Below are 23,053 nucleotides of genomic sequence, written 5' to 3'. Positions count from 1 at the left end.
GGAGAGAGAAGAGCGACAGAGCATGACCAACCTCGCCCCCACCGGCTTCCTCAGCATCGGCGACGCCAGCCTCGAATACAAATGGCTGGCGCCGCAATCCGCCGATGCACCGACCATCGTCATGCTGCATGAAGGCCTCGGCTCGGTCGGGCTCTGGGGTGACTTCCCCGAGAAGCTGCGAGAGGCGACCTCCGCCGGCATCTTCGTCTATTCGCGCGCGGGCTACGGCCAGTCGAGCAAGGTCGCGCTGCCGCGGCCGCTCGACTACATGCAGCGCGAGGCACTCGACGTGCTGCCGAAGATCCTCGACGCGATCGGCTTCAGGCGTGGCCTGCTGCTCGGCCATTCCGACGGCGCGTCGATCGCGACGATCTATGCCGGCGCGCATCAGGATCATCGCCTGAACGGCCTCGTACTGATCGCGCCGCATTTCATCGTCGAGGACATCTCGGTGAAGTCGATTGCGGACATCAAGACGGCATTTGAGACCACCGACCTGAAGGCAAAGCTCGCGCGCTGGCACACGGACGTCGACAACGCCTTCTACGGCTGGAACGCCGCCTGGCTCGATCCCAAATTCCGCGACTGGGATATCTCGGAATATCTCGCTTATATCCGCGTTCCCGTCCTGATCCTTCAAGGCGTGGACGACCAATACGGGACGCTGCGTCAGGCCGAGATCGCGCAGCACGAATGCTATTGCCCGGTCGATTTGAAAGTCATGTCAGGCGCGGCGCATTCTCCGCATCGCGAAGCTCCGGGAGCGACGCTTCACGCGATTGAGCAATTTGCAGCAGCGGCCCTAGGAGAGGACATGCAACAAAATGCATGTATGGGCCGTTAAAGTCTAGACGCGCGCAACAATATGCATTATTGTGCATCTAACGGTAAACCAAGACGAACTCAAGGGTGGCCCATGGCCGAGGAAGATCGGCGCCTCGCAGGCGGCGCGACATTCATCGATTTCCAGACCGAGCCGTCCCGCTACCGGCACTGGAAGCTCGCGGTTGACGGTGACGTCGCCACCCTGACCATGGACGTCGACGAGAATGGCGGCCTGTTCGAGGGCTATCTGCTCAAGCTCAATTCCTACGATCTCGGCGTCGACATCGAGCTTGCCGACGCGGTCCAGCGCCTGCGCTTCGAGCACCCCGAGGTGAAGGTCGTGGTGATGCGCTCGGCCAAGAACCGCGTGTTCTGCGCCGGCGCCAACATCCGCATGCTCGCCGGCTCGACGCATGCCCACAAGGTCAATTTCTGCAAGTTCACCAACGAGACCCGCAACGGCATGGAAGACTCGTCGGAGAATTCCGGCCAGCGCTTTATCACCGTCGTGAACGGCTCGGCCGCCGGCGGCGGCTATGAGCTCGCGCTCGCCACCGACTACATCATGCTTGCCGATGACGGCGCGTCCGCCGTCGCCTTGCCCGAAGTGCCGCTGCTGGCGGTGCTGCCGGGCACCGGCGGCCTCACGCGTGTGGTCGACAAGCGCAAGGTGCGCCGCGATCACGCCGATTTCTTCTGCACCATCGAAGAAGGCGTGAAGGGCAAGCGCGCCGTGCAATGGCGCCTGGTCGACGAGATCGCGCCGAACAGCAAGCTCGAAGGCAAGGTTGCCGAGCGCGCCAGGGAATTCGCCCAGGCCTCGAAGCGCAAGGGCAGCGGCAAGGGCATCGCGCTGACGCCGCTCAAGCGCATCATCGATGAGACGAGCATCCGCTACGGCTTTGTCACCGTCGACGTCGACCGCGCCGCCCGCATCGCCACGATCTCGATCAAGGCGCCTGAAGCCGCGCCGCCCGCCGATATCGACGGGATGATGGCGCAGGGTGTCGCGTTCTGGCCGCTCCAGGTCGCGCGCGAACTCGACGACGCCATCCTGCATCTGCGTATCAACGAGCTCGAGATCGCGATGCTGGTGTTCAAGAGTCACGGCGACCGCGCCCATGTGCTCGCCTGCGACGCCTTCCTCGAAGCCAACAAGGCGCACTGGCTGGTCAACGAAATCAGGCACTACTGGAAGCGTGTCTTGAAGCGCATCGACGTCACCTCGCGCACGCTGGTGACGCTGGTCGAGCCCGGCTCCTGCTTCGCCGGCACGCTCGCCGAGCTCGTCTTCGCCGCCGACCGTTCCTACATGCTGATCGGCACGCGCCAGGGCGACAACCGCCCGCCGCCGTCGATCGAACTGTCAGCGATGAATTTTGGCCCGTATCCGATGAGCCATGGCCTGACGCGGCTTCAGTCGCGCTTCCAGGCCGATCCGTCCGATGTGGAACGCGCGGAAGCCACGACGGGCACCGCGCTGGACGCCGAGCAGGCCGAAGAGCTCGGTCTCGTCACCTTCGCACTCGACGACATCGACTGGGACGACGAGGTCCGCGTGTTCCTGGAGGAGCGCGCCAGCTTCTCGCCCGACAGCCTCACCGGCATGGAAGCCAACCTGCGCTTCGTCGGCCCCGAGACGATGGAATCGAAGATCTTCTCGCGCCTCACCGCGTGGCAGAACTGGATCTTCCAGCGCCCCAACGCGGTCGGCGAGGAAGGCGCGCTGCGCCGCTACGGCAGCGGCCAGAAGCCGAAATTCGATATGACGCGAGTGTAGAGCGCGAATGGAGAGTGGCGAATAGCGAATAGAGACGTCATTCGCCTCGCTATTCGCGATCCCACAATTCGATGCCCGCGATTTAATGAACTAGTCCCACACGGGAGGTCTTCCATGAACATCATGAACGTCGACTACTCGACCAAGATTCCGAACAACGTCAATTTGGCCGAAGACCGCCAGGTGCTCAAGGCGCTGGAAGGCTGGCATCCCGGCTACATGGACTGGTGGAAAGACATGGGGCCGGAAGGCTTCCAGGAATCGCTGGTGTACTTGCGCACCGCCTATTCGGTCGATCCGCGCGGCTGGGCCAAGTTCGACTATGTGCGGATGCCCGAGTATCGCTGGGGCATTCTCCTTGCTCCCCAGGAAGAGAACCGCGTCGTGCCGTTCGGCGAGCATTTTGGCGAGCCGGCCTGGCAGGAAGTCCCGGGCGAGTATCGCGCCATGCTGCGCCGTCTGATCGTGATCCAGGGCGACACCGAGCCCGCCTCCGTCGAGCAGCAGCGCCATCTCGGCAAGACCGCGCCCTCGCTGTACGACATGCGCAATCTGTTCCAGGTCAATGTCGAGGAAGGCCGTCACCTCTGGGCGATGGTGTACCTGCTGCAAAAGTACTTTGGTCGCGACGGACGTGAGGAGGCCGACGATTTGTTGCGCCGCCGCTCGGGCGACGCCGACTCGCCGCGCATGCTGGGCGCCTTCAACGAGGCGACGCCGGACTGGCTGTCCTTCTTCATGTTCACCTACTTCACCGACCGCGACGGCAAGATGCAGCTGCACTCGCTTGCGCAGTCCGGCTTCGATCCCCTGTCGCGCACCTGCCGCTTCATGCTGACGGAAGAAGCGCACCACATGTTCGTCGGCGAGACCGGCATCACCCGCGTCGTGCAGCGCACCTGCGATGCGATGCGCGAAGCCGGCATCACCGATCCCACCGACATCGCGAAGGTCCGCGCGCTCGGCGTGATCGACCTGCCGACCATTCAGAAGAAGCTGAACCTGCACTATACGCTGTCGCTCGATCTGTTTGGCTCGGAAGTCTCGACCAACGCGGCGAACGCCTTCAACACCGGCATCAAGGGTCGCTATCACGAGACCCAGATCGACGACGATCATCAGCTCAAGAACGCCACCTATCCGGTGCTGAAGTTCATCGACGGTGAGATCAAGCTCGTCGACGAGCCGGCGCTGACCGCGCTCAACATGCGCCTGCGCGACGATTACAGCCAGGATTGCGTCAAGGGCATGCTGCGCTGGAACAAGGTGATCTCGACCGCGGGCTACCAGTTTCAGCTCAAGCTGCCCAACGTCGCCTTCCACCGCCATATCGGCGAGTTCAAGGGCATCCACGCGACGCCCGACGGCATTTTGATCGACGATGCCACCTGGGCGAAGCGCAAGGACGAATGGCTGCCCTCGACCGCGGACGGCGACTTCATCACCTCGCTGATGCAGCCCGTCACCGAGACCGGCCAGTTCGCCTCCTGGATCTCACCGCCGAAAGTCGGCATCGACAACAAGCCCGGCGATTTCGAATATGTGAGGATCGAGTCGTAAGGGCCGCCAGCGAGGCGCGACGGCCGCGCTACATACTCACCTGTCGTCCCGGCGAAGGCCGGGACTACACCGGAGTGTGAGGTGAGGGCGTCGTGCTGACGCGCCCCCGCCTACCCCGCGATCTCCAGCCCCGCGTTCGCGTACACCACGCCGCCATCCACCGCGATGGTGTTGCCGACCACGTAGTCACCCGCGCGCGAGGCGAGATAGATCGCCACGCCGGCCATGTCCTCGTCGGTTCCGATCCGCCGCGCCGGAATGCGCTTGGCGACCTCGTCCGAATGGTCGCGCGCAGCCCGGTTCATGTCGGACTTGAACGCGCCGGGCGCGATCGCGGTGACGTTGACGTTGTCCTTGATCAGTTTCGTCGCCATGCGCCGCGTCAAATGGATCACCGCGGCCTTGCTCGCGGCATAGGAGTAGGTCTCGCCGGGATTGACGAAAATGCCGTCAACCGAGGCGATGTTGATGACCTTGGCGGGCCGCTCATGCGAAGCCGCCGCGCGCAGCGGCTTGGCCAGCGCCTTGGTCAGGAAGAACAGCGACTTGACGTTGAGGTCCATCACCTTGTCCCAGCCGCTTTCGGGGAATTCGTCGAACTCCGCGCCCCAGGCAGCCCCTGCATTGTTGACGAGGATGTTGAGCTTCGGCTCCAGCTTGATGATTTCGCGAGCGAGCCTGTCGCAGCCGTCGACGGTCGAGATGTCGATCGGCAGCGCGATGCACTCACCGTCATATCGGCCTGACAGCTCTCTCGCGGTGGCCTCGCAAGGTCCTGCCTTGCGCGCGGTGATGTAGACCTTCGCGGCTCCCGCGCTGAGAAATCCCGCCGCGATCATCTTGCCGATGCCGCGCGAACCACCGGTCACCAGCGCGACGCGGCCTTTGAGCGAGAACAGATCGTTGAACATGGTGCCTCCCTTGGTGTTTGGCGACGTTTTGAGCGGGGTAGGGAGGGGAGTCAAGGAAAGTGCCGCATCGTCGTCCTGGCTTTCGCCATGCGACGTCCGAGTTCGGGCAGCCAAGACGGAGAGATTAAGCCGCCGCGATCCTGCGGAAGCCGTTCCACATCGCGGTCGCGGCGCCCGAGGTCAGCACCGGCAGAATCCGCGTGTCCTGGTAATTGCCGTTGAGCGAGACCCGTGGCAGCGCCGTCATGCGGCCGGCGTCTTCGGCGAACAGCATGCCGGGCCGCGTCGTCACCGCGGTCTTGAAGCCGGCGGATGCAGCGAGCACGAATTCACGCTCGCCCGCCGCCTCGCGATCGCCATAGGGATAGGCCAGATGTTGAACGTTGCGGCCGAGCGCCTGCTCGATCCGCGCGCGGCTCACGGCCATCTCCTGCGTGGCGATCGCTTCGCTTTGCTTGGCGAGATTGCAATGGCTGACGGAATGCGCGCCGATCGTGACCAGGGGATCGGCGGCAAATGTCTTCACCTCGTCCCAGGACAGGCAGAGGCTGCGGCACAGCGCGGCCATGTCGACGCCGTACTTCGTGCAGAGCGCCTCGATCTCGCGCTTGAGATCGTGCTCGCCGGGCAGTGCGCGCAACCAGTCGTGCAGGCGATCGAACGCCACCTGCTTGGCGGCTGGCGTCGTCGCATCGAGCCGCAGCGCGGCATTGCCGATCGTCACCTCGATCTGCTCGGTCTTGGCGATCACGGCCTCCAGCGCCTCCCACCACAGCCGGCCCGTCCCCTCCGCGAAATCGCTGGCGACATAGACCGCCAAGGGCGCGTCAAATTCGCGCAGAACCGGCAGCGCAAAATCGAGATTGTCGCGATAGCCATCGTCGAGCGTGAAGGCGGCGAAGCGGCGGTCGAACCGGCGCCGCACCAGCCGCTCGTGCAGCTCGTCCATGCTGACGATGTCGATCTCGCGCGCGCGCAGGTGGCGCAGTGTGGCACGCAGGAATTCGGGGGTGACTTCGAGATGCCGGTTCGGCTGGAACGCCGCGCCGCGGGCCGGCCGCACGTGATGCAGCATGAATATGGCGCCGACGCCCGACAAAAGCGGACGCAACAGGTGGTGGGCGCCGCTGAAATAGAGTGCTTCCAGCCCGGCGCGGATGACGTTGTTACGGAGTTGTTTCATGACCCGCTGGCGGACTTTGGCATTCCGCTTTCAACTTACGGAAGAACCCTTGAAGAAAAAGTTATTCCAATTGTCCAGGCCCGGCCTTCGGAAGGGCGTCATTTCCGGTTTGACAGCCTGCCAAGGGTTTGTTTTGTCTCCGGTTCCAGAGTTCGGGTCGTCGAATGCACAAGCTTTTCAGGTGGGCCAGCAAATGGTGGCCGGGGCTGATCCCCTTGGCCGTCATGTGGGGATTTGCGGCCTGGAATAACACTTTGCCGGTCGAGGCGGACCTTTCCGCCCGCAGCTCGGCGGCGCTAAAGGATACCGTTCTGGACAAGACCCGGATCGCGGTGGATGGCCGCGACGTCAGCCTGGCTGCGGACGCGTTTTCTGAGGAGGGGCGCCGCGACGCTGTTGTGGCGGTCGAGACCGTCCCCGGCGTGCGCCTGGTCGACGACCGGACCCGCCTCGTGCCCGAGGCAAAGCCCTTCGTCTGGAACGCCGAGCGCGACGTGGTGCGGGTGACGCTGTCAGGCTCCGCGCCCCTGCCGTCGATGAAGGGCCGCCTGACCGAGGCGGCCCGCAAGGAGGTCGGCGGCACCGAGGTGGCCGATCAGATGGGTTTGGCCCGCGGCGCACCGCCGCGGTTCGAGGCGGCTGCGATGCTGCTGCTCGACCAGATCGGCAAGCTCAAGGACGGCAAGATCACGATCACAGACACCAAAGTCACTCTGTCAGGGATGGCGCGCGATCTCGGCGGCCGCGAAGCGGTCGCAGCGGCCCTTAAAAACCTGCCCGAGGGCTTTTCGATCGCCGCCAACGATGTCAAGGCGCCGCCTTACGTGTTCCAGGCTTACAAGGATCCGGTGGCCGCGACGGTGACGCTGACCGGCTATGTTCCCGACAACAATGTCCACGCGGCCATCGCCACCAGCGCGTCGCGGAAATTCTTCAACGAAAAGGTTGTCGACAATCTCAAGGCCAGCGTCGGCGCGCCCGGCTCCTTCAGCCCCGCCGTGGTCGCAGCGCTCGGCGCGCTGTCGCGACTGTCGACCGGCACGCTCGTCGTGTCCGACCGCGAGGTGAAGCTGTCGGGCGATGCGCTCTATGAAGGTGCCGCCAACGACATCCGCGCAGGCCTCGGCAAGGATTTTCCGAAAAACTGGCAGTACAAGCCGGAAATCACGGTGAAACCCGCGGCCGGGCCGGTCGACGGCACCGTGTGCCAGCAATTGTTCTCCGAGCTCTTGGCCAAGGCCAAGATTCGCTTCGGGGCGAAGCGCGCCGAGATCGATCCGGATTCCGCCGGCATTCTTGATCATCTGATCGAGACGGCATTGCGATGTCCCACCACCAATATCGAGGTCGCCGGGCATACCGATGCCGACGGCGAGGATTCCTTCAACCAGGCACTGTCGGAGAAGCGCGCGAAGGCGGTGATCGACTACCTGGTCAAGGCCGGCTTGCCTGGCAACCGGTTCACCGCGGTCGGCTACGGCAGCACGCAGCCCGTCGCCGGCAATGACAGCGAAGACGCCAAGGCGCAGAACCGCCGCATCGAATTTCTGGTGAGGTGACGATGCCCTATCTCGTCTCGTTCCATCTGGGCTGGCTGATCGGCTCGCTGCTGCTCGGCTTCTGCATGGGCTGGATCTCGGTGGTCCAACGCGGCAACGGCACCTCGAAGGTGACCGCGCGCTGGCTCGCCGTGCTTGTTGCCGGCCTGGTCGCGGCCTCGTTCGCGCATGTGGTCCCCGGTCGCTTCGGCTACTGGCTCGACCTCGGCCTGGTCATGTTCGCCTGCTACCTCGTCGGCGGCGGCATCGGCGCCTGGCTGCGCGACCGTGTGGTCGCGCGCAGCATGCCACCGGCCTGAGCGGCTGAGCTGAGAGGCAAACGCGCGCCCGCTATCGCGCTCATCAACTTGCGCTGCCATCAGATTTCCAGGGCGACAAAGCGCGCTTGACAATAATACGTACGTACGTATTATAACGCCATGCCCAAGCCCTCGCTCAAAGACGCCATTCTCGACGCCGGCCTGAAGGTCATGTTTCGGACCGGCTATCACGGCACCAGCGTGCGCGACGTCACCACTGCTGCGGGCGCGCCGCAGGGGTCCTTCACCAATCATTTCCGCTCCAAGGAAGCGTTCGCCTCCGAGGTGCTCGACCGCTACTTCGAGATCACAAGGGGGCTGGTCGCCGAGGCGCTCGACGACACCTCGCTGACCCCGCGGGCTCGGCTGAAGCGCTACCTGGACATCATCATTGGCCGGCTCGAAGCGGACGGCTACGGCCGCGGCTGTCTGATCGGCGATCTCAGTCTGGAGGCGACCGGCAGCAGCGAGATGCTGCGCGCGCGCCTTGCGGCCATCTTTGCTGAATGGCGCATGCCGTTCGCCGCCTGCATCAGGGATGCCCAAACCAGCGGCGAGATCGCATCCGATTTCGAGCCCGAGGAGCTCGCAGACTTCCTGCTCGCGTCCTGGCAGGGCGCGATCCTGCGCATGAAGGTCGACCGCAATCCCAAAGCGCTCGAACGTTTCAAGAGCATCGCATTCCAAACCGTGTTCAAGGAGCTGACATGACCAAGCAGATCGACATCAAGCTTCGCAAAGCGTCCGTCCTCGGAAGCGGCATGGCCTATCGTGAGGCAGGCGCGCAGAACGCGCCGGTCGCGCTCTTCCTGCACGGCAATCCGACGTCCTCGCACATCTGGCGCAACATCATGCCCCTGGTGTCACCGGTCGCGCATTGCCTCGCGCCCGACAACATCGGCTTCGGTCAGTCCGGCAAGCCCAACATCGCCTATCGCTTCTTCGACCACGTCCGCTATCTCGATGCCTTCATCGAACAGCGCGGCATTACGTCGGCCTATCTGGTCGCGCAGGATTGGGGCACGGCGCTCGCATTTCATCTTGCGGCGCGCCGGCCGGATTTCGTGCGCGGCCTTGCCTTCATGGAATTCATTCGTCCGATGCCGACCTGGCAGGACTTCCACGACACCGAGGTTGCCGCAGAGCAGGAGCATGCCGAGGCGGCGCGGGCGGCCTTCCGTAAATTCAGGACGCCGGGCGAGGGCGAGGCGATGATCCTCGAGGCGAATGCCTTCGTCGAGCGCGTGCTACCCGGCGGCATGGTCCGCAAGCTCAGCGATGACGAGATGGCGCCCTATCGCGCGCCGTTTCCAACACCAGAGAGCCGCCGGCCCGTTCTTGCACTTCCGCGCGAACTGCCGATCGCAGGCGAGCCCGCTGACGTTTATCAGGCTCTGCAGTCCGCGCATGCAGCGCTGGCCGCGTCGTTCTATCCAAAGCTCCTGTTCACCGGCGAGCCCGGAGCTCTGGTCTCACCGGAATTTGCCGAACGGTTTGCAGCCTCCCTGAAGCACTGCGCGCTGGTTCGTCTCGGCGCCGGCCTGCATTTCCTCCAGGAGGATCACCCCGAGGCGATCGGGCGCTCCGTCGCCGGCTGGATCGCGGGCATCGAGGCAGTGCGCCCGCAGCTTGCGGCCTGAGCAGAACGCTACCTCCGAACGACGTGCTCATCGCGGCCGCTGGCGGGCGGCCGCAATGACGTCTGTGATGTCGCAGTGCAACCGGATGATCGAGCGCGAGCCGTCGGCCACGTAATCGTGCGCGCCGCAGCGGCCGCGCGCGGCGCGACCCTCTTTCAACAGCGAAATCCCGCCCATAGATTGATTTCGACTTAAGCCGTGACGGAACATTGTACGGCCGAAATCATCAAAACTTCATGGCGTCTGCGCCAGGATGGCCATGGAGATTCGCGTCAGGCTTGCCGCCGAAAGCGCCAAACCGTGCATCAGGAGCCCGCAACCTGCCTAAAACCTTGAAGCCACGACTTTTTGTTCGAATTGTCGAATTCCACTCCGCCCCAAAACGCGCTAGTGGAGGGGCAGGGGGCATGCGCGATGCCGGAGCCGCCGGCGAGGATTCGTCGGGTGCCTGCGTGTCGTCCGCCTGTTCGCCGGCCACCCTGGCCGCTGAAGCGTTGTTCGAGGTTTAGATGCTGGAAGCCATACGCAGGGCGATGTCGTTTCTGCGCCAGAAGCAAATCCTGCATAAGCTTGGAGTTGTGATCAGCGTCGCGGTCATCGGCATCGCTTGCTATGTGCTCTACCACATGCTGCGCGGCATCGATGTCAACGAAGTCCTCGAAGCGATCAAGAGCACCGAGCCGAGCCAGATCGCGATGGCGGCGCTGTTCGTCGCTGCGGGCTATTTCACGCTGACCTTCTACGACCTGTTCGCCGTGCGCGCGATCGGCCATCCCCACGTGCCCTATCGGATTAACGCGCTCGCTGCCTTCACCAGCTATTCGATCGGCCACAATGTCGGCGCCAGCGTCTTCACCGGCGGCGCGGTGCGCTACCGCATCTATTCCGCCTATGGCCTGAACGCGATCGACGTCGCAAAGATCTGCTTCCTCGCCGGCCTGACCTTCTGGCTCGGCAATGCCGCGGTGCTGGGCCTCGGCATCTCCTATCATCCGGAAGCCGCGGCCTCGATCGACATGCTTCCGCCCTGGCTGAACCGGATGCTGGCGATGATGATCATCGTCGGACTGGTCGCTTACGTGGTCTGGGTCTGGACCCAGCCGCGCATGGTCGGCCGCGGGCCCTGGACCGTGATGCTGCCGGGCGGCCCGCTGACGCTGCTCCAGATCGCGATCGGCATCATCGATCTCGGCTTCTGCGCGCTCGCGATGTACGTGCTGGTCCCTGACGAGCCCAATCTCGGTTTCGTGGTGGTCGCGGTGATCTTCGTCTCGGCCACGCTGCTCGGCTTTGCCAGCCATTCGCCCGGAGGCCTTGGCGTGTTCGACGCGGCGATGCTGGTCGGGCTCTGGCAGATGGACCGCGAGGAGCTGCTGGGCGGGATGCTGCTGTTCCGCGTCCTCTATTATCTGTCCCCTTTTGTCATATCTGTAATCTTGCTGACGTTTCGCGAAGTTATCATCGGCGCACGATCGAAGCGCCTGCAGCAGGCTGCGCTCAAGCTCGACCCCGGCCCCGCGCCTGAAGCCGCTTACGTGAGAAAGCGCAGCGACAGCGGCGCCTGACCGGCGCAAGGCCTTTTGGAGAAGCCCGCCCCGATGGCGATCGACGCCCCAACTTCTCCCTCCTCCCCGCCCTGGTCCGACCGGCTGCGGCACTCGACCGTCATCCTGATCGCCGCGGCGCTCGCGCTATCCGTGGTGGTCTCGCTGGGGGAATTATCGGCGCTGCATGCGATTGCGGTGTTCCTCTGCATCGCGGCCGCAGCGCTGATCCCGTGGCGCCTGCACGATACCGCCGCCTCGCGCGAAGAGACCCGCCGCGTCAACCCGGTCGAGAGCGCGGCGGTCGCCGCAGTGGTCGCCGGCATGCCCGATCCCGCGGTGCTGCTCGACCGCGCCGGCCGCGTCATCCATCTCAACGCCGCAGCCGCCCAGCTCGCGCCGGCACTGCGCCGGAATGAGCTCGCCCAGTTCGCGCTGCGCTCGCCCGAGATCATCACGGCGCTGCGCGAGTCGATCGCGACCACCGAGCCGCGGCGCGCGACCTATCTCGACCATGTCCCGGTCGATCGCTGGATGGAGCTGACCATCACGCCGGTGCCGGTGCCGACCACCTTTGGCGGCGCCGACAAATGCATGCTGATGACCTTTCACGACCAGACGCCGCTGCGCCGGGTCGAGGAAATGCGGGCCGATTTCGTCGCCAATGCCAGCCACGAGCTGCGCACGCCGCTGGCCGCGCTGTCCGGCTTCATCGACACGCTCCAGGGCCAGGCCAAGGACGATCCCAAGGCGCGCGAGCGCTTCCTCGGCATCATGCACAACCAAGCCACCCGGATGGCGCGCCTGATCGACGATCTCTTGTCGCTGTCGCGGGTGGAGCTGTCGGCCCATGTGCGGCCCGACACCCTGGTCGACCTGCTGCCGATCATCTTGCAGGTCGCCGATGGGCTCGAGCCGCTGGCGCGGGAACGCCAGGTCGAGGTCGAGACCCAGCTGCCCGAGACCCCGGTGCTGATCGCGGGGGACCGCGAGGAGTTGCTCCGCCTGTTCGAGAATTTGATCGAGAACGCGCTCAAATACGGCGCCTCCGGTGGACGCATTATCGTGTCGCTGATATCAGGCGCGGCCCCTGATGGAACTCAGGAAATCCGGGTGCTGGTCCGGGATTTCGGCCCCGGCATCGCGCCGGAGCACCTGCCGCGGCTGACCGAGCGCTTCTACCGGGTCGATGTCGGCGACAGCCGCTCGCAGGGCGGCACCGGCCTGGGATTGTCGCTGGTGAAACATATTCTTAACCGTCATCGCGGCCGGCTTTTGATCGAAAGCGTGCCCAAACAGGGCGCCACTTTCACCGCCTGTTTTCCCCAGGGCAAGCCTGCGGCTCTGAGCTAAATTCCAGCGATTTCAGCTGCTTAACACTGTCATCCGACTGTCACCAAACCTTCGTAAAAGCTCAGCTGTCCGCTCCTAAAGGGGCGGCACGGGGAGCGCGATCGGGCGCGGATGGCGCTTCGCTCCCCTGTATGGAGACCAGCATGAATTTCCTCAAAACACTCGTCGCTGCTGGCATTGTCGCCGCATCGACGACGGCGGCCTTTGCTGCCGACATCACCGGAGCCGGCGCGACGTTCCCGTTCCCGATCTATTCCAAATGGGCCGACGCCTACAAGAAGGAGACCGGCAACGGTCTGAACTACCAGTCGATCGGCTCCGGCGGCGGCATTAAGCAGATCCAGGCCAAGACCGTGACCTTCGGCGCCAGCGATGCGCCGCTCAAGGCCGAGCAGCTCGAGAAGGACGGCCTCGTCCAGTGGCCGATGGTGATGGGTGCCATCGTGCCCGTCGTCAACATCGAGGGGGTGAAGCCCGGTGAACTGGTGTTCGACGGCGAGACGCTGGCCAGCATCTATCTCGGCAAGATCACCAAATGGGACGACGCCGCGATCAAGAAGCTCAACCCGAACGTGAAGCTGCCCTCGGAGGCCATCACCGTGGTCCGCCGTTCGGACGGTTCGGGCACCACCTTCAACTTCACCAACTACCTCGCCAAGGCCAGCGCGGATTGGAAGAGCAAGGTCGGTGAGGGTACCGCGGTCGAGTGGCCGGTCGGCGTCGGCGCCAAGGGCAATGAAGGCGTGTCCGGCAACATCAGCCAGACCAAGAACTCGATTGGCTATGTCGAGTACGCCTATGCCAAGCAGAACAAGCTGACCTACACCGGTCTCATCAACAAGGCCGGCAAGCCTGTGCAGCCCACCGTCGAAGCCTTCCAGGCGGCCGCCTCCAACGCCGACTGGGCCAAGGCTCCCGGCTACTACGTCATCCTGACCGACCAGCCCGGCGAGAAATCCTGGCCGATCACGGCGGCGACCTTCATCCTCATGCACAAGGACGCCACCGACAAGGCGGCCTCGCAGGAAGCCATCAAGTTCTTCCGCTGGGCCTTCAAGAGCGGCGGCAAGGCGGCTGAAGAGCTCGACTACATCCCGATGCCGGATCCGGTCGTTCAGCTGATCGAGAAGACCTGGGCTGCCGACATCAAGAGCTAGGTTCGCGACGCTCGTGCCCCGGATGCGCTGCGCTGCATCCGGGGCACGGACCAACAAAAAACGTATACTATTTGGTACAGGGGATCGGCGTGGCAGAGATGGCCGTTCAGAGCGATGTAATCGACGACGCCGGACCGTATGACCGCGCCAAGGCCTTGAGCGCGTTCAAGCTCGGCGACGTTACCTTCTACTGGATTACGCGGCTCTCCGCGATCTCGGTGCTTCTGATCCTCGGCGGCATCATCATTTCGCTGATCGTCGGCGCTTTCCCGGCGATGAAAGAATACGGCGTCTCCTTCCTGTGGACGCAGCGCTGGGCGCCCTCCGCAGATCCGCCGGTGCTCGGCGCGCTCGGGCCGATGTACGGCACGCTCGTCACCTCCTTCATCGCGATGCTGATCGCCATTCCCGTGGGTCTCGGCATTGCGATCTTCCTCACCGAGCTCTGCCCGCAATGGCTGCGCCGCCCGATCGGCATGGCAATCGAGCTGCTCGCCGGTATTCCCTCGATCATCTACGGCATGTGGGGCTTCTTCGTGTTGGGTCCGTTCCTGGCCAACACGTTCCAGCCCTTCATGATCAAGATCTTCGACGGCGTTCCCGTGCTGGGCGCGATCTTCGCAGGTCCCCCGTCCTATCTCAGCCTGTTCAATGCCGCGCTGATCCTTGCCATCATGGTGCTGCCCTTCATCACCTCGATCTCGGTCGACGTGTTCAAGACGGTGCCTCCGGTCCTGAAGGAAGCCGCCTACGGCGTCGGCTGCACCACATGGGAAGTCGTCCGCAGCGTGGTGATCCCCTACACCCGGGTCGGCGTCATCGGCGGCATCATGCTGGCGCTGGGCCGCGCGCTCGGCGAGACCATGGCGGTGACCTTCATCATCGGCAACTCGTTCCGGATCTCGTCATCGATCTTTGCGCCGGGCACCACGATCTCGGCGGCGATCGCATCCGAGTTCGCCGAGAGCGACGGCCTGCACCAATCCGGCCTGATCCTGCTCGGCCTCCTGCTGTTCGTTCTGACCTTCTTCGTGCTCGCAGCGGCGCGGCTGATGCTGATGCGGCTGGAAAAGAAGGCGGGGAATTAGCGCCATGAATCCGATCTATTCACGCCGACGCCGCAAGGACATCGTCGTCCGCGGGCTCTGCATCGCCGCAACCGCCTTCGGCGTCACCTGGCTCGCGCTGATCCTGATCACGCTGCTCTACAACGGGCTGGCGGGACTCAATGTCCAGCTGTTCACCGAGAACACGCCGCCACCGGGATCGAACGAGGGCGGTCTGCTCAACGCCATCGTCGGCTCGCTGATCATGACCGTGATCGGCGTCGGCATCGGCGCGCCGCTCGGTATGTTCGCCGGCACCTATCTCGCCGAATACGGCCGCAATGACCGGCTGACCTCGGTGATCCGCTTCATCAACGACATCCTGCTCTCGGCGCCCTCGATCATCATCGGCCTGTTCATCTACGGCGCCGTGGTGGTGCCGATGCGCGGCTTCTCGGCGATCGCAGGCTCGCTCGCCCTCGCGGTCATCGTGATCCCGGTGGTGCTGCGCACGACCGAGGACATGCTGCTGCTGGTGCCGAACGCGTTGCGCGAGGCGGCCTCGGCGCTCGGCCTGCCGCGTTCGCTGGTGATCAAGCGGATCGCTTATCGTGCTGCCCGATCGGGTCTCATCACCGGCGTGCTGCTCGCGACCGCTCGCGTCGCCGGTGAAACCGCGCCGCTGCTGTTCACCGCGCTATCGAACCAGTTCTTCAGCCTCGGCCTGAACAAGACGATGGCGAACCTGCCTGTGACCATCAACAACTTCGTGCAGAGCCCCTATGCCTATTGGAAGCAGTTGGCCTGGAGCGGGGCGCTGCTCATCACCCTGACCGTTCTTGCCCTTAATATTTTCGCGCGCATCCTTGGCGCCGAGAGGACCGCAAAATGAGTGATCTTTCCGTGTCGATGAGCGCGTCCGGTGGACTGCCGCACGCGGCGGTGCTGCCCGAGGCGCCCCCCAAGGTGACCGTGCGTAACCTGGACTTCTATTACGGCGAGCACCATGCGCTGAAGAACATCAACCTGACGCTCGGCGCCAACCGCGTTACGGCGTTCATCGGTCCGTCGGGCTGCGGCAAGTCGACCCTGCTGCGCATCTTCAACCGGATGTACGACCTCTATCCCGGCCAGCGCGCCACCGGTCAGCTCATGCTCGATCAGACCAACATTCTCGACCCCAGGCTGGACCTCAATTTGCTGCGCGCCCGCGTCGGCATGGTGTTCCAGAAGCCGACGCCGTTCCCGATGACGATCTACGAGAACATCGCGTTCGGCATCCGTCTCTATGAGAAGATCTCGAAGTCCGAGATGGACGGCCGCGTCGAGAAGGCGCTGCGCGGCGGCGCGCTGTGGAACGAGGTCAAGGACAAGCTCAACGCCTCCGGCCTGTCGCTCTCCGGCGGCCAGCAGCAGCGCCTCTGCATCGCCCGCACCGTCGCGGTGCGGCCCGAGGTGATCCTGTTCGACGAACCCTGTTCGGCGCTCGACCCGATCTCGACCGCCAAGGTCGAGGAGCTGATCCAGGAGCTGTCCGAGGATTACACGATCGCTATCGTCACCCACAACATGCAACAGGCGGCGCGCGTCTCCGACAAGACCGCCTTCATGTATCTCGGCGAGCTGATAGAGTTCGACGACACCAGCAAGATCTTCACGTCGCCGTCAGATCGGCGCACGCAGGATTACATCACCGGCCGGTTCGGCTAGGAGACGCGACATGGGTTCTGAACATACCGCAAAGGCTTTCGACACCGACCTCCAGGAACTCACTCGCCTGGTCGCCGAGATGGGCGGCATCGCCGAGCGCATGATCGTCGAGTCCGTCGACGCGCTGATCCGCCGCGACGTCCCGCTCGGCCAGCGCGTCGTCGCCATCGACACCGAGCTCGACGCGCTGCAGAAGCGCATCGAGGAGCGTGCGGTGCTCACCATCGCCCGCCGCCAGCCGATGGCGGTCGATCTGCGCGAGATCGTCGGCGCCATGCGCGTCGCGACCGATCTCGAGCGCATCGGCGACCTCGCCAAGAACATGGGCAAGCGCGTCGCGGCGCTGGAGACGGACTTCCATCCGCTCAAGCTGTTCCGCGGCCTCGAGCACATGACCGACCTCGTGCAGCAGCAGGTCAAGTCGGTGCTGGACGCCTATGCCGCGCATGATTTGCCGGCGGCGATGGCGGTGTGGAAGGGCGACGAGGAAGTCGACGCCATCTGCACCTCGCTGTTCCGCGAACTCCTCACGTACATGATGGAGGATCCGCGCAATATCTCGTTCTGCATCCATCTGATGTTCTGCGCCAAGAACATCGAGCGGATCGGCGACCACGCCACCAATATCGCCGAGACCGTGTTCTACATGATCGAGGGCCAGGCGATCACCGACAAGCGGCCGAAGGGCGACATGACGACCTTTGCCAACACGGTACCGAACACCTGAAGACTTAAGGAGCGACGACCCGATGGGCGCACGCATTATGGTGGTTGAGGACGAGGAAGCCCTGACCGAGCTTCTCCGCTACAACCTCGAAGGCGACGGCTATGACGTCGAGACGGTGATGCGCGGCGACGACGCCGACACCCGCCTCAAGGAGCACATCCCCGATCTGATCGTGCTCGACTGGATGCTGCCGGGCCTGTCAGGCATCGAATTGTGCCGGCGGCTTCGCACCCGTCCCGAGACCAAGCAGCTCCCGATCATCATGCTCACCGCGCGCGGCGAGGAGAGCGAGCGGGTGCGGGGTCTTGCGACCGGCGCCGACGATTACATCGTCAAGCCGTTCTCGGTGCCGGAGCTGCTGGCGCGCGTGAAAGGCCTGCTGCGGCGCGCGAGCCCGGAGCGCCTCGCCACCGTCCTTGCTTTTGGCGACATCGAGCTCGACCGTGACAAGCGCCGCGTGGCGCGCTCGGGCCGGCCGATCGATCTCGGTCCGACCGAATATCGCCTGCTGGAGTTCTTCCTGGAGCATCCGGGACGGGTGTTCTCGCGCGAGCAGCTGCTCGACAGCGTCTGGGGCCGCGACATCTATATCGACGAGCGCACCGTCGACGTGCATATCGGCCGCCTGCGCAAGCTGCTCAATCTCGGCCGCGAGCAGGACCCGATCCGCACCGTCCGCGGCGCCGGCTACGCGCTGGATGATCGCTTCGCGAAGGCGGAGCAGGTGTAGGGTTGCAGGCTTGTTTGTTGGCGAGCTGTCCCTGCATTCTCAGCCGTCGTCCCGGACAAGCGAGCGAAGCGAGCGCTGATCCGGGACCCATAACCACCGAACGTGGTTTGGCGAAGACTCGGAGTGACCCCTTCCGCACGATTATTGCGTGCTCGGAGTATGGGTCCCGGCCCCCCGTGCGCAATTGCGCACTAGGCCGGGACGACACTGAAATTGTTGAACTGTCTTCGCGTGACGACTAACGGGGACCCGGCTTTACCGGTGCGCGGCGCCGATCCGACGCGGGCTGGTACGCAACGCGCGAGTGCTGGGCGCAATAGGGCAGTCCGGACAGCGCCCTTCCACCGCAGAAGAAGAAGTCCGGGCTCGAGGGATCGCCGACCGGCCAGTGGCAGGTCGCCTCGTTCAATTCCAGCAGCGACAGCCGCTGGCTCATCGGCACCACGTTGTCGTAGGTGACCGGATCCGGCTCAGCCTCGACCTCGAAGGCCTGCGCCAGCGCGGTGTTGCCGCGCGAGATCGGGCGGCTCACCCGCATCATGTGCTGCGCGGGGCGCGCCTTGCGCGGCCGCGGCGCTGCCGATGATGGGCTCTTGGCGCGGCCCGAAAGGCCGAGCCTGTGCACTTTGCCGATCACGGCATTGCGGGTCACATTGCCGAGCTCCGCCGCGATCTGGCTGGCCGAAAGTCCGGCCTCCCAGAGCTTTTTCAGCTGCTCGACGCGATCATCGGACCAGGTCAAAACCGTCATTGCACCCTTTCCCTCGCTGCGCGCCAGCCATCCTGGGGCCTCGCAGCGAATGCCTAAGCCTTCAAAAACCCGTGCCGCCAGAATCCCTTAAGGCTCGCCGGGCGCGTCTTGAACGCCCGAACGTTTACGCCGGTACATAAGGACTTAAAGATCAGAACCACTGCACGAGATGTCGTATCTGACAATCCAAACGCTACAATATGGCGTGACTCCCGCGCAAGAGTCCGCCGACTCGCTTCCACATGTTCCGTGGCCAAATCCCGCAAAATCGGCACCGCAAGACTACGGATTCAGCGTTTCGCGAGGCTTTCCGGGCGGCATTGACACCCGTTTCACCAGGCCTAAGATAGTCGCACGTGCCGCCCTCAAGAGGCGGCACGTTTCGTTTTCCGGGCCGGTCGATGGTGCGTTGCGCAATGCACGCTCACTCCGTCCGCAACATTCAAGTGACCATCATGACTAACAGCGCAGCGCCGCATTTGCTCCCCGTTTTCGCCAGGTCCGACCTTGGTTTCGAGCGTGGCGAAGGCTGCTGGCTGATCGCGACCAATGGCGAGCGCTATCTCGATTTCACCTCCGGGGTGGCGGTGAATGCGCTCGGCCATGCCCATCCGGCGCTGGTCGCGGCGTTGCAGGAGCAGGCCACCAAGCTCTGGCACATGTCGAATCTGTTCCAGAGCCCGGACGGCGAAAAGCTCGCCGCGCGCCTGTGCAATGAAAGTTTCGCGGATTTCGTGTTCTTCTGCAATTCCGGCGCCGAAGCGCTGGAATGCGTGATCAAGGTCGTGCGCCGTTATCACGCCGCAAAGGGTCATCCCGACCGCTATCGCATGATCACCTTCGAAGGCGCCTTCCATGGCCGCACGCTGGCGACGCTGGCCGCAACGGGATCGGCAAAATATCTCGAAGGTTTCGGCCCTCCGATGGAGGGCTTCGACCAGGTTGCGCATGGCGATCTCGATGCCGTGAAAAAGGCAATCGGTCCGCAGACCGCCGGCATCCTGATCGAGCCGATCCAGGGCGAGGGCGGTGTGCGTTCGGCAACGCCCGCCTTCCTGAGGGCGTTGCGCCAGCTCTGCGACGAGAAGGGTCTGTTGCTCGCCTTCGACGAGGTGCAGACCGGCATGGGCCGCACCGGCGATCTGTTCGCGTACCGCCGCCTTGGCGTCGAACCCGACGTGATGTCGCTGGCCAAGGCGCTCGGCGGCGGCTTCCCGATCGGCGCCTGCCTTGCGACCGCCGAAGCGGCGTCCGGCATGACGCCGGGCTCGCACGGCTCGACCTTCGGGGGCAATCCGCTCGCGATCGCGGCTGCGAACGCCGTGCTCGACGTCATGCTCAAGCCCGGCTTCTTCGACCACGTGCAGAGGATGTCGCTGCTGCTCAAGCAGAAGCTCGCCTCCGTGATCGACCGTCACGGCGATGTCGTCAGCGAAGTGCGCGGCGAGGGCCTCCTGATCGGCATCAAGGCCGTGGTGCCCTCCGGCGATCTCGTTGCAGCCTTGCGCGACCAAAAGCTGCTCACCGTCGGTGCCGGCGACAATGTCGTGCGTTTCCTGCCGCCTTTGATCGTCACCGAAGCCGAGATCGAGGACAGCGTCGGGCGGCTCGAGCGCGCCTGCACCGCGTTGTCCGGCAACAAGCGGGCGGCAAGCTGATGAGCAAGTCGCCCGATAAAACACCGAAGCACTTCCTCGATATCAACGAGCTGCCGCTGTCGGAGCTCAAGCGCATGCTCGCTGCGTCCTCCGCGATGAAGGCGAAGCAGAAGGCGCATCAGCCGGTCAGGCCGCTCGAAGGCAAGACCCTGGCGATGATCTTCGAGCGCCCCTCGACGCGGACGCGGGTGTCTTTCGACGTCGCCATGCGCCAGCTCGGCGGCGAGCCCATCATGCTCACCGGCGCCGAAATGCAGCTCGGCCGCGGCGAGACCATCGCCGACACCGCGCGCGTGCTGTCGCGCTATGTCGACGCCATCATGATCCGCATCCTCAATCACGATGCCCTGCTGGAGCTTGCAGCGAACGCCACCGTGCCCGTCATCAACGGCCTGACGCGCCGCTCGCATCCCTGCCAGGTGATGGCGGACCTCATGACCTACGAGGAACATCGCGGCCCGATCGAGGGCAAGACCGTGGCCTGGACCGGCGACGACAACAACGTGCTCGCCTCCTGGGCGCACGCCGCCGAGCGCTTCAAGTTCCAGCTCAATGTCGCGACGCCTCCGGAACTCGCGCCGAAAAAGGCGATGCGCGACTTCATCAAGGCGACCGGCGCGCCGATCATGCTCGGCACGGATGCCGAAGCCGCCGTGCGCGGCGCCGATTGTGTCGTGACCGACACCTGGGTGTCGATGGGCGACAAGGAAGGCAAGCACCGCCACAACGTGCTCAAGCCCTATCAGGTCAATGCGCAGCTGATGTCGCTTGCCAAGCCGGATGCGCTATTCATGCACTGCCTGCCCGCCCATCGCGGCGAGGAGGTCACCGACGAGGTGATCGACGGTCCACAATCCGTCGTGTTCGACGAGGCCGAAAACCGCCTGCACGCGCAAAAGGGCATTCTGGCCTGGTGCTTCGACGCGGTGAAGTAATCCGGGCCGGTATCCGCCGTGCCGGCGAAGTAGGTCTTCATCGTCGTCCTGGCCTTCGCCAGGACGACACCGAATTTGCCGTGCTTGCGTACGATCCGTGCTGCATTCTGGATGCAGCCCTCACCCCTTCCAATTCCGCCTTCCGACCCCAGATAAAGCGCCATGGTTTCCCAATCCCCTGATATGAAAACCGGGCCTGAAGGCCCGGTTCGCGCGCCATCCGCGGTTCCGATCGATGACGCCGTGCTGCCTTACGAGGTCGACGCGCTCGATGTGCGCGGTCGGCTGGTGCGGCTTGGTCCGGCGCTCGACGAAATCCTGACCAAGCACGATTATCCCGCGCCGGTCGGCAAGCTGCTCGGCGAGGCCATCGTGCTGACCACGCTGCTTGGCTCCTCGCTGAAGTTCGAGGGCCGCTTCATTCTCCAGGCCCAGACCGACGGTCCGGTGTCGTTCCTGGTCGTGGACTATCAGGCGCCGGATCGCCTGCGCGCCTATGCGCGCTACGACGCCGCGCGACTCGGCGAGGCCAAAGATACTGGCACGCATTCCGGCGCGCTGCTGGGCCACGGCCATCTCGCCATGACCATCGACCAAGGCCCCGACATGAGCCGCTACCAGGGCCTGGTCGCGCTCGACGGCGGCAGCCTCGAAGACGCCGCTCACGAATATTTCCTGCGCTCCGAGCAGATCCCGACACGCGTGCGTCTCGCTGTCGGCGAGGAATGGCGTTCGAACGACGGCGGCAAGCATCGCTGGCGTGCTGGCGGCATGCTGATGCAGTTCCTGCCGAAGGCGCCCGAGCGTGCGCGGCAGGCCGATCTGCATCCCGGCGATGCGCCCGAAGGCGTCGAAGTGCACGCCGTCGCTGAAGACGATGCCTGGGTCGAGGCACGCTCGCTGATCGAGACCGTCGAAGACGTTGAGCTGATCGATCCGGAGCTGTCCGGGGAGCGGCTGCTCTACCGCCTGTTCCACGAGCGCGGCGTGCGCGTGTTCAATCCGCTGCCCTTGAAGGCGCAATGCTCCTGCTCGCGCGATGCGGTGGCATCGATGCTAAAGAGCTTTTCGTCTGACGACCGTGCCGCGATGGTCAAGGACGACAAGGTCGTCGTGACCTGCGAGTTCTGCAGCTCGGTGTACGAGTTCACGCCGGATGAAGCAGGCGTGGAAGACGCGTAAGGCGTTAGCCTGCAGGTGCGATAGGGTCGGCCAAAGCGGAGCGCGCCCACCATCTCCTGCCCTAGTTCAACACCCGCTTGTTGTCCGGGCTGTCCAGCGAGAACGTCGGCACGTCAATTTCGAAGCGCTCGCCAGTCGCGCTGACCATCTGGTAGCGGCCGGTCATGAAGCCCGAGGCGGTCGTGAGCGGGACGCCGGAGGTGTATTCGAAGCGTTCGCCGGGCGCGAGCGTCGGCTGCTCGCCGACGACGCCCTCGCCCTTCACCTCCTGCTGCCGGCCCGTGGCGTCGGTGATGATCCAGTGCCGCGTCTTGAGCTGCACGGTCTCGTCGCCGGAATTGGTGATGACGACGGTATAGGCCCAGAAATAACGGGAGCGGTCAGCCGACGACTGCTCCGGAACAAAGTTCGGCTCGACGGTCACTTCGATCTGGCGGGTCACGGCGCGGTACATGATTGCCATCATACCGAAAACCGCCCGGGAACCAAACGCCGGAGACGCC

23 protein-coding genes are annotated in these 23,053 nt (G+C 64.4%); 18 read left to right on the top strand and 5 right to left on the bottom strand.

From position 1 onward, the window contains the following. Positions 1 to 22: 22 nt before the first annotated feature. From IVA93_RS35150 to boxB, 3 genes are all read left to right on the top strand, one after another. Positions 23 to 844, top strand: coding sequence for an alpha/beta fold hydrolase (locus IVA93_RS35150; RefSeq protein WP_018456050.1), 822 nt, complete (start codon positions 23 to 25; stop codon positions 842 to 844). 72 nt (positions 845 to 916) lie between these two features. Beyond that, positions 917 to 2,605: a 2,3-epoxybenzoyl-CoA dihydrolase gene (gene boxC / locus IVA93_RS35145; protein WP_247295966.1), complete on the top strand. Its 1,689-nt coding sequence runs from the start codon at positions 917 to 919 to the stop codon at positions 2,603 to 2,605. 123 nt (positions 2,606 to 2,728) lie between these two features. Continuing rightward, positions 2,729 to 4,165, top strand: a complete 1,437-nt coding sequence (gene boxB, locus IVA93_RS35140; RefSeq protein WP_026233075.1) for a benzoyl-CoA 2,3-epoxidase subunit BoxB — start codon at positions 2,729 to 2,731, stop codon at positions 4,163 to 4,165. Between the two features lie 110 nt (positions 4,166 to 4,275). On the opposite strand, the gene IVA93_RS35135 is transcribed toward boxB, so the two are convergent. Continuing rightward, entirely contained in the window at positions 4,276 to 5,076 is an 801-nt protein-coding gene (locus IVA93_RS35135) for an SDR family oxidoreductase (protein ID WP_018456053.1), read from the bottom strand. 124 nt (positions 5,077 to 5,200) lie between these two features. Then, positions 5,201 to 6,259, bottom strand: a complete 1,059-nt coding sequence (locus IVA93_RS35130; protein ID WP_018456054.1) for a polysaccharide deacetylase family protein — start codon at positions 6,257 to 6,259, stop codon at positions 5,201 to 5,203. A 164-nt stretch (positions 6,260 to 6,423) separates the two neighbouring features. Here IVA93_RS35130 and IVA93_RS35125 point away from each other — a divergent pair, with 164 nt between their 5' ends. The 4 genes from IVA93_RS35125 to IVA93_RS35110 all read left to right on the top strand — a co-directional run bounded on the left by IVA93_RS35125 (position 6,424) and on the right by IVA93_RS35110 (position 9,757). Beyond that, positions 6,424 to 7,818 carry an OmpA family protein gene (locus tag IVA93_RS35125; RefSeq protein WP_018456055.1) on the top strand — a complete coding sequence of 465 codons (1,395 nt, stop codon included), beginning with the start codon at positions 6,424 to 6,426 and terminating at the stop codon, positions 7,816 to 7,818. A gap of 2 nt (positions 7,819 to 7,820) precedes the next feature. Beyond that, entirely contained in the window at positions 7,821 to 8,117 is a 297-nt protein-coding gene (locus tag IVA93_RS35120) for a membrane protein (protein WP_018456056.1), read from the top strand. Positions 8,118 to 8,237: 120 nt separating this feature from the next. Further along, a complete protein-coding gene (locus tag IVA93_RS35115; RefSeq protein ID WP_018456057.1) occupies positions 8,238 to 8,828 on the top strand; it encodes a TetR/AcrR family transcriptional regulator in 591 nt (196 codons plus the stop codon). Next, positions 8,825 to 9,757, top strand: coding sequence for a haloalkane dehalogenase (locus tag IVA93_RS35110; RefSeq protein ID WP_018456058.1), 933 nt, complete (start codon positions 8,825 to 8,827; stop codon positions 9,755 to 9,757). Before IVA93_RS35115 ends, IVA93_RS35110 begins: the two co-directional genes overlap by 4 nt. Before the next feature lie 27 nt (positions 9,758 to 9,784). Here IVA93_RS35110 and IVA93_RS35105 read toward each other — a convergent pair whose 3' ends face one another. Further along, positions 9,785 to 9,934, bottom strand: coding sequence for a hypothetical protein (locus tag IVA93_RS35105; RefSeq protein ID WP_018456059.1), 150 nt, complete (start codon positions 9,932 to 9,934; stop codon positions 9,785 to 9,787). A gap of 332 nt (positions 9,935 to 10,266) precedes the next feature. Between IVA93_RS35105 and IVA93_RS35100 the strand changes: the two genes are divergently transcribed. From IVA93_RS35100 to phoB, 8 genes are all read left to right on the top strand, one after another. Beyond that, positions 10,267 to 11,322, top strand: coding sequence for a putative bifunctional lysylphosphatidylglycerol flippase/synthetase (locus IVA93_RS35100; protein ID WP_018456061.1), 1,056 nt, complete (start codon positions 10,267 to 10,269; stop codon positions 11,320 to 11,322). 33 nt (positions 11,323 to 11,355) lie between these two features. After that, on the top strand, positions 11,356 to 12,654 hold the full coding sequence (locus IVA93_RS35095; protein ID WP_018456062.1) for an ATP-binding protein: 1,299 nt from the start codon (positions 11,356 to 11,358) through the stop codon (positions 12,652 to 12,654). Positions 12,655 to 12,797: 143 nt separating this feature from the next. Beyond that, entirely contained in the window at positions 12,798 to 13,811 is a 1,014-nt protein-coding gene (pstS, locus tag IVA93_RS35090) for a phosphate ABC transporter substrate-binding protein PstS (RefSeq protein ID WP_026233076.1), read from the top strand. 98 nt (positions 13,812 to 13,909) lie between these two features. Then, a complete protein-coding gene (gene pstC, locus IVA93_RS35085) occupies positions 13,910 to 14,899 on the top strand; it encodes a phosphate ABC transporter permease subunit PstC (protein ID WP_018456064.1) in 990 nt (329 codons plus the stop codon). Between the two features lie 4 nt (positions 14,900 to 14,903). Further along, complete coding sequence (gene pstA / locus IVA93_RS35080; protein ID WP_018456065.1) at positions 14,904 to 15,749, top strand: phosphate ABC transporter permease PstA; 846 nt, start codon at positions 14,904 to 14,906, stop codon at positions 15,747 to 15,749. Continuing rightward, complete coding sequence (gene pstB / locus IVA93_RS35075) at positions 15,746 to 16,567, top strand: phosphate ABC transporter ATP-binding protein PstB (RefSeq protein ID WP_018456066.1); 822 nt, start codon at positions 15,746 to 15,748, stop codon at positions 16,565 to 16,567. Before pstA ends, pstB begins: the two co-directional genes overlap by 4 nt. Positions 16,568 to 16,577: 10 nt before the next feature. Beyond that, positions 16,578 to 17,294 carry a phosphate signaling complex protein PhoU gene (gene phoU / locus IVA93_RS35070; protein ID WP_018456067.1) on the top strand — a complete coding sequence of 239 codons (717 nt, stop codon included), beginning with the start codon at positions 16,578 to 16,580 and terminating at the stop codon, positions 17,292 to 17,294. A 22-nt stretch (positions 17,295 to 17,316) separates the two neighbouring features. After that, entirely contained in the window at positions 17,317 to 18,024 is a 708-nt protein-coding gene (gene phoB / locus IVA93_RS35065; RefSeq protein WP_007597871.1) for a phosphate regulon transcriptional regulator PhoB, read from the top strand. Between the two features lie 238 nt (positions 18,025 to 18,262). On the opposite strand, the gene IVA93_RS35060 is transcribed toward phoB, so the two are convergent. After that, a complete protein-coding gene (locus IVA93_RS35060) occupies positions 18,263 to 18,775 on the bottom strand; it encodes a GcrA family cell cycle regulator (RefSeq protein ID WP_007597869.1) in 513 nt (170 codons plus the stop codon). A 455-nt stretch (positions 18,776 to 19,230) separates the two neighbouring features. On the opposite strand from IVA93_RS35060, the gene IVA93_RS35055 reads away from it, so the two are divergent. The 3 genes from IVA93_RS35055 to IVA93_RS35045 all read left to right on the top strand — a co-directional run bounded on the left by IVA93_RS35055 (position 19,231) and on the right by IVA93_RS35045 (position 22,550). Beyond that, on the top strand, positions 19,231 to 20,433 hold the full coding sequence (locus IVA93_RS35055) for an aspartate aminotransferase family protein (protein WP_026233078.1): 1,203 nt from the start codon (positions 19,231 to 19,233) through the stop codon (positions 20,431 to 20,433). Next, entirely contained in the window at positions 20,433 to 21,368 is a 936-nt protein-coding gene (argF, locus tag IVA93_RS35050; RefSeq protein WP_018456070.1) for an ornithine carbamoyltransferase, read from the top strand. Before IVA93_RS35055 ends, argF begins: the two co-directional genes overlap by 1 nt. Positions 21,369 to 21,530: 162 nt before the next feature. Then, positions 21,531 to 22,550, top strand: coding sequence for an Hsp33 family molecular chaperone (locus IVA93_RS35045; RefSeq protein ID WP_026233079.1), 1,020 nt, complete (start codon positions 21,531 to 21,533; stop codon positions 22,548 to 22,550). A 61-nt stretch (positions 22,551 to 22,611) separates the two neighbouring features. On the opposite strand, the gene apaG is transcribed toward IVA93_RS35045, so the two are convergent. After that, positions 22,612 to 23,004 (bottom strand): Co2+/Mg2+ efflux facilitator ApaG/CorD, encoded by a 393-nt coding sequence (gene apaG / locus IVA93_RS35040; RefSeq protein WP_026233080.1) that lies wholly within the window; start codon positions 23,002 to 23,004, stop codon positions 22,612 to 22,614. Positions 23,005 to 23,053: the final 49 nt, after the last annotated feature.

This window comes from Bradyrhizobium sp. 155, assembly GCF_023101105.1.
GTDB classification, from domain to species: domain Bacteria; phylum Pseudomonadota; class Alphaproteobacteria; order Rhizobiales; family Xanthobacteraceae; genus Bradyrhizobium; species Bradyrhizobium canariense_D.
This window is presented reverse-complemented; position numbering and strand designations above follow the sequence as displayed.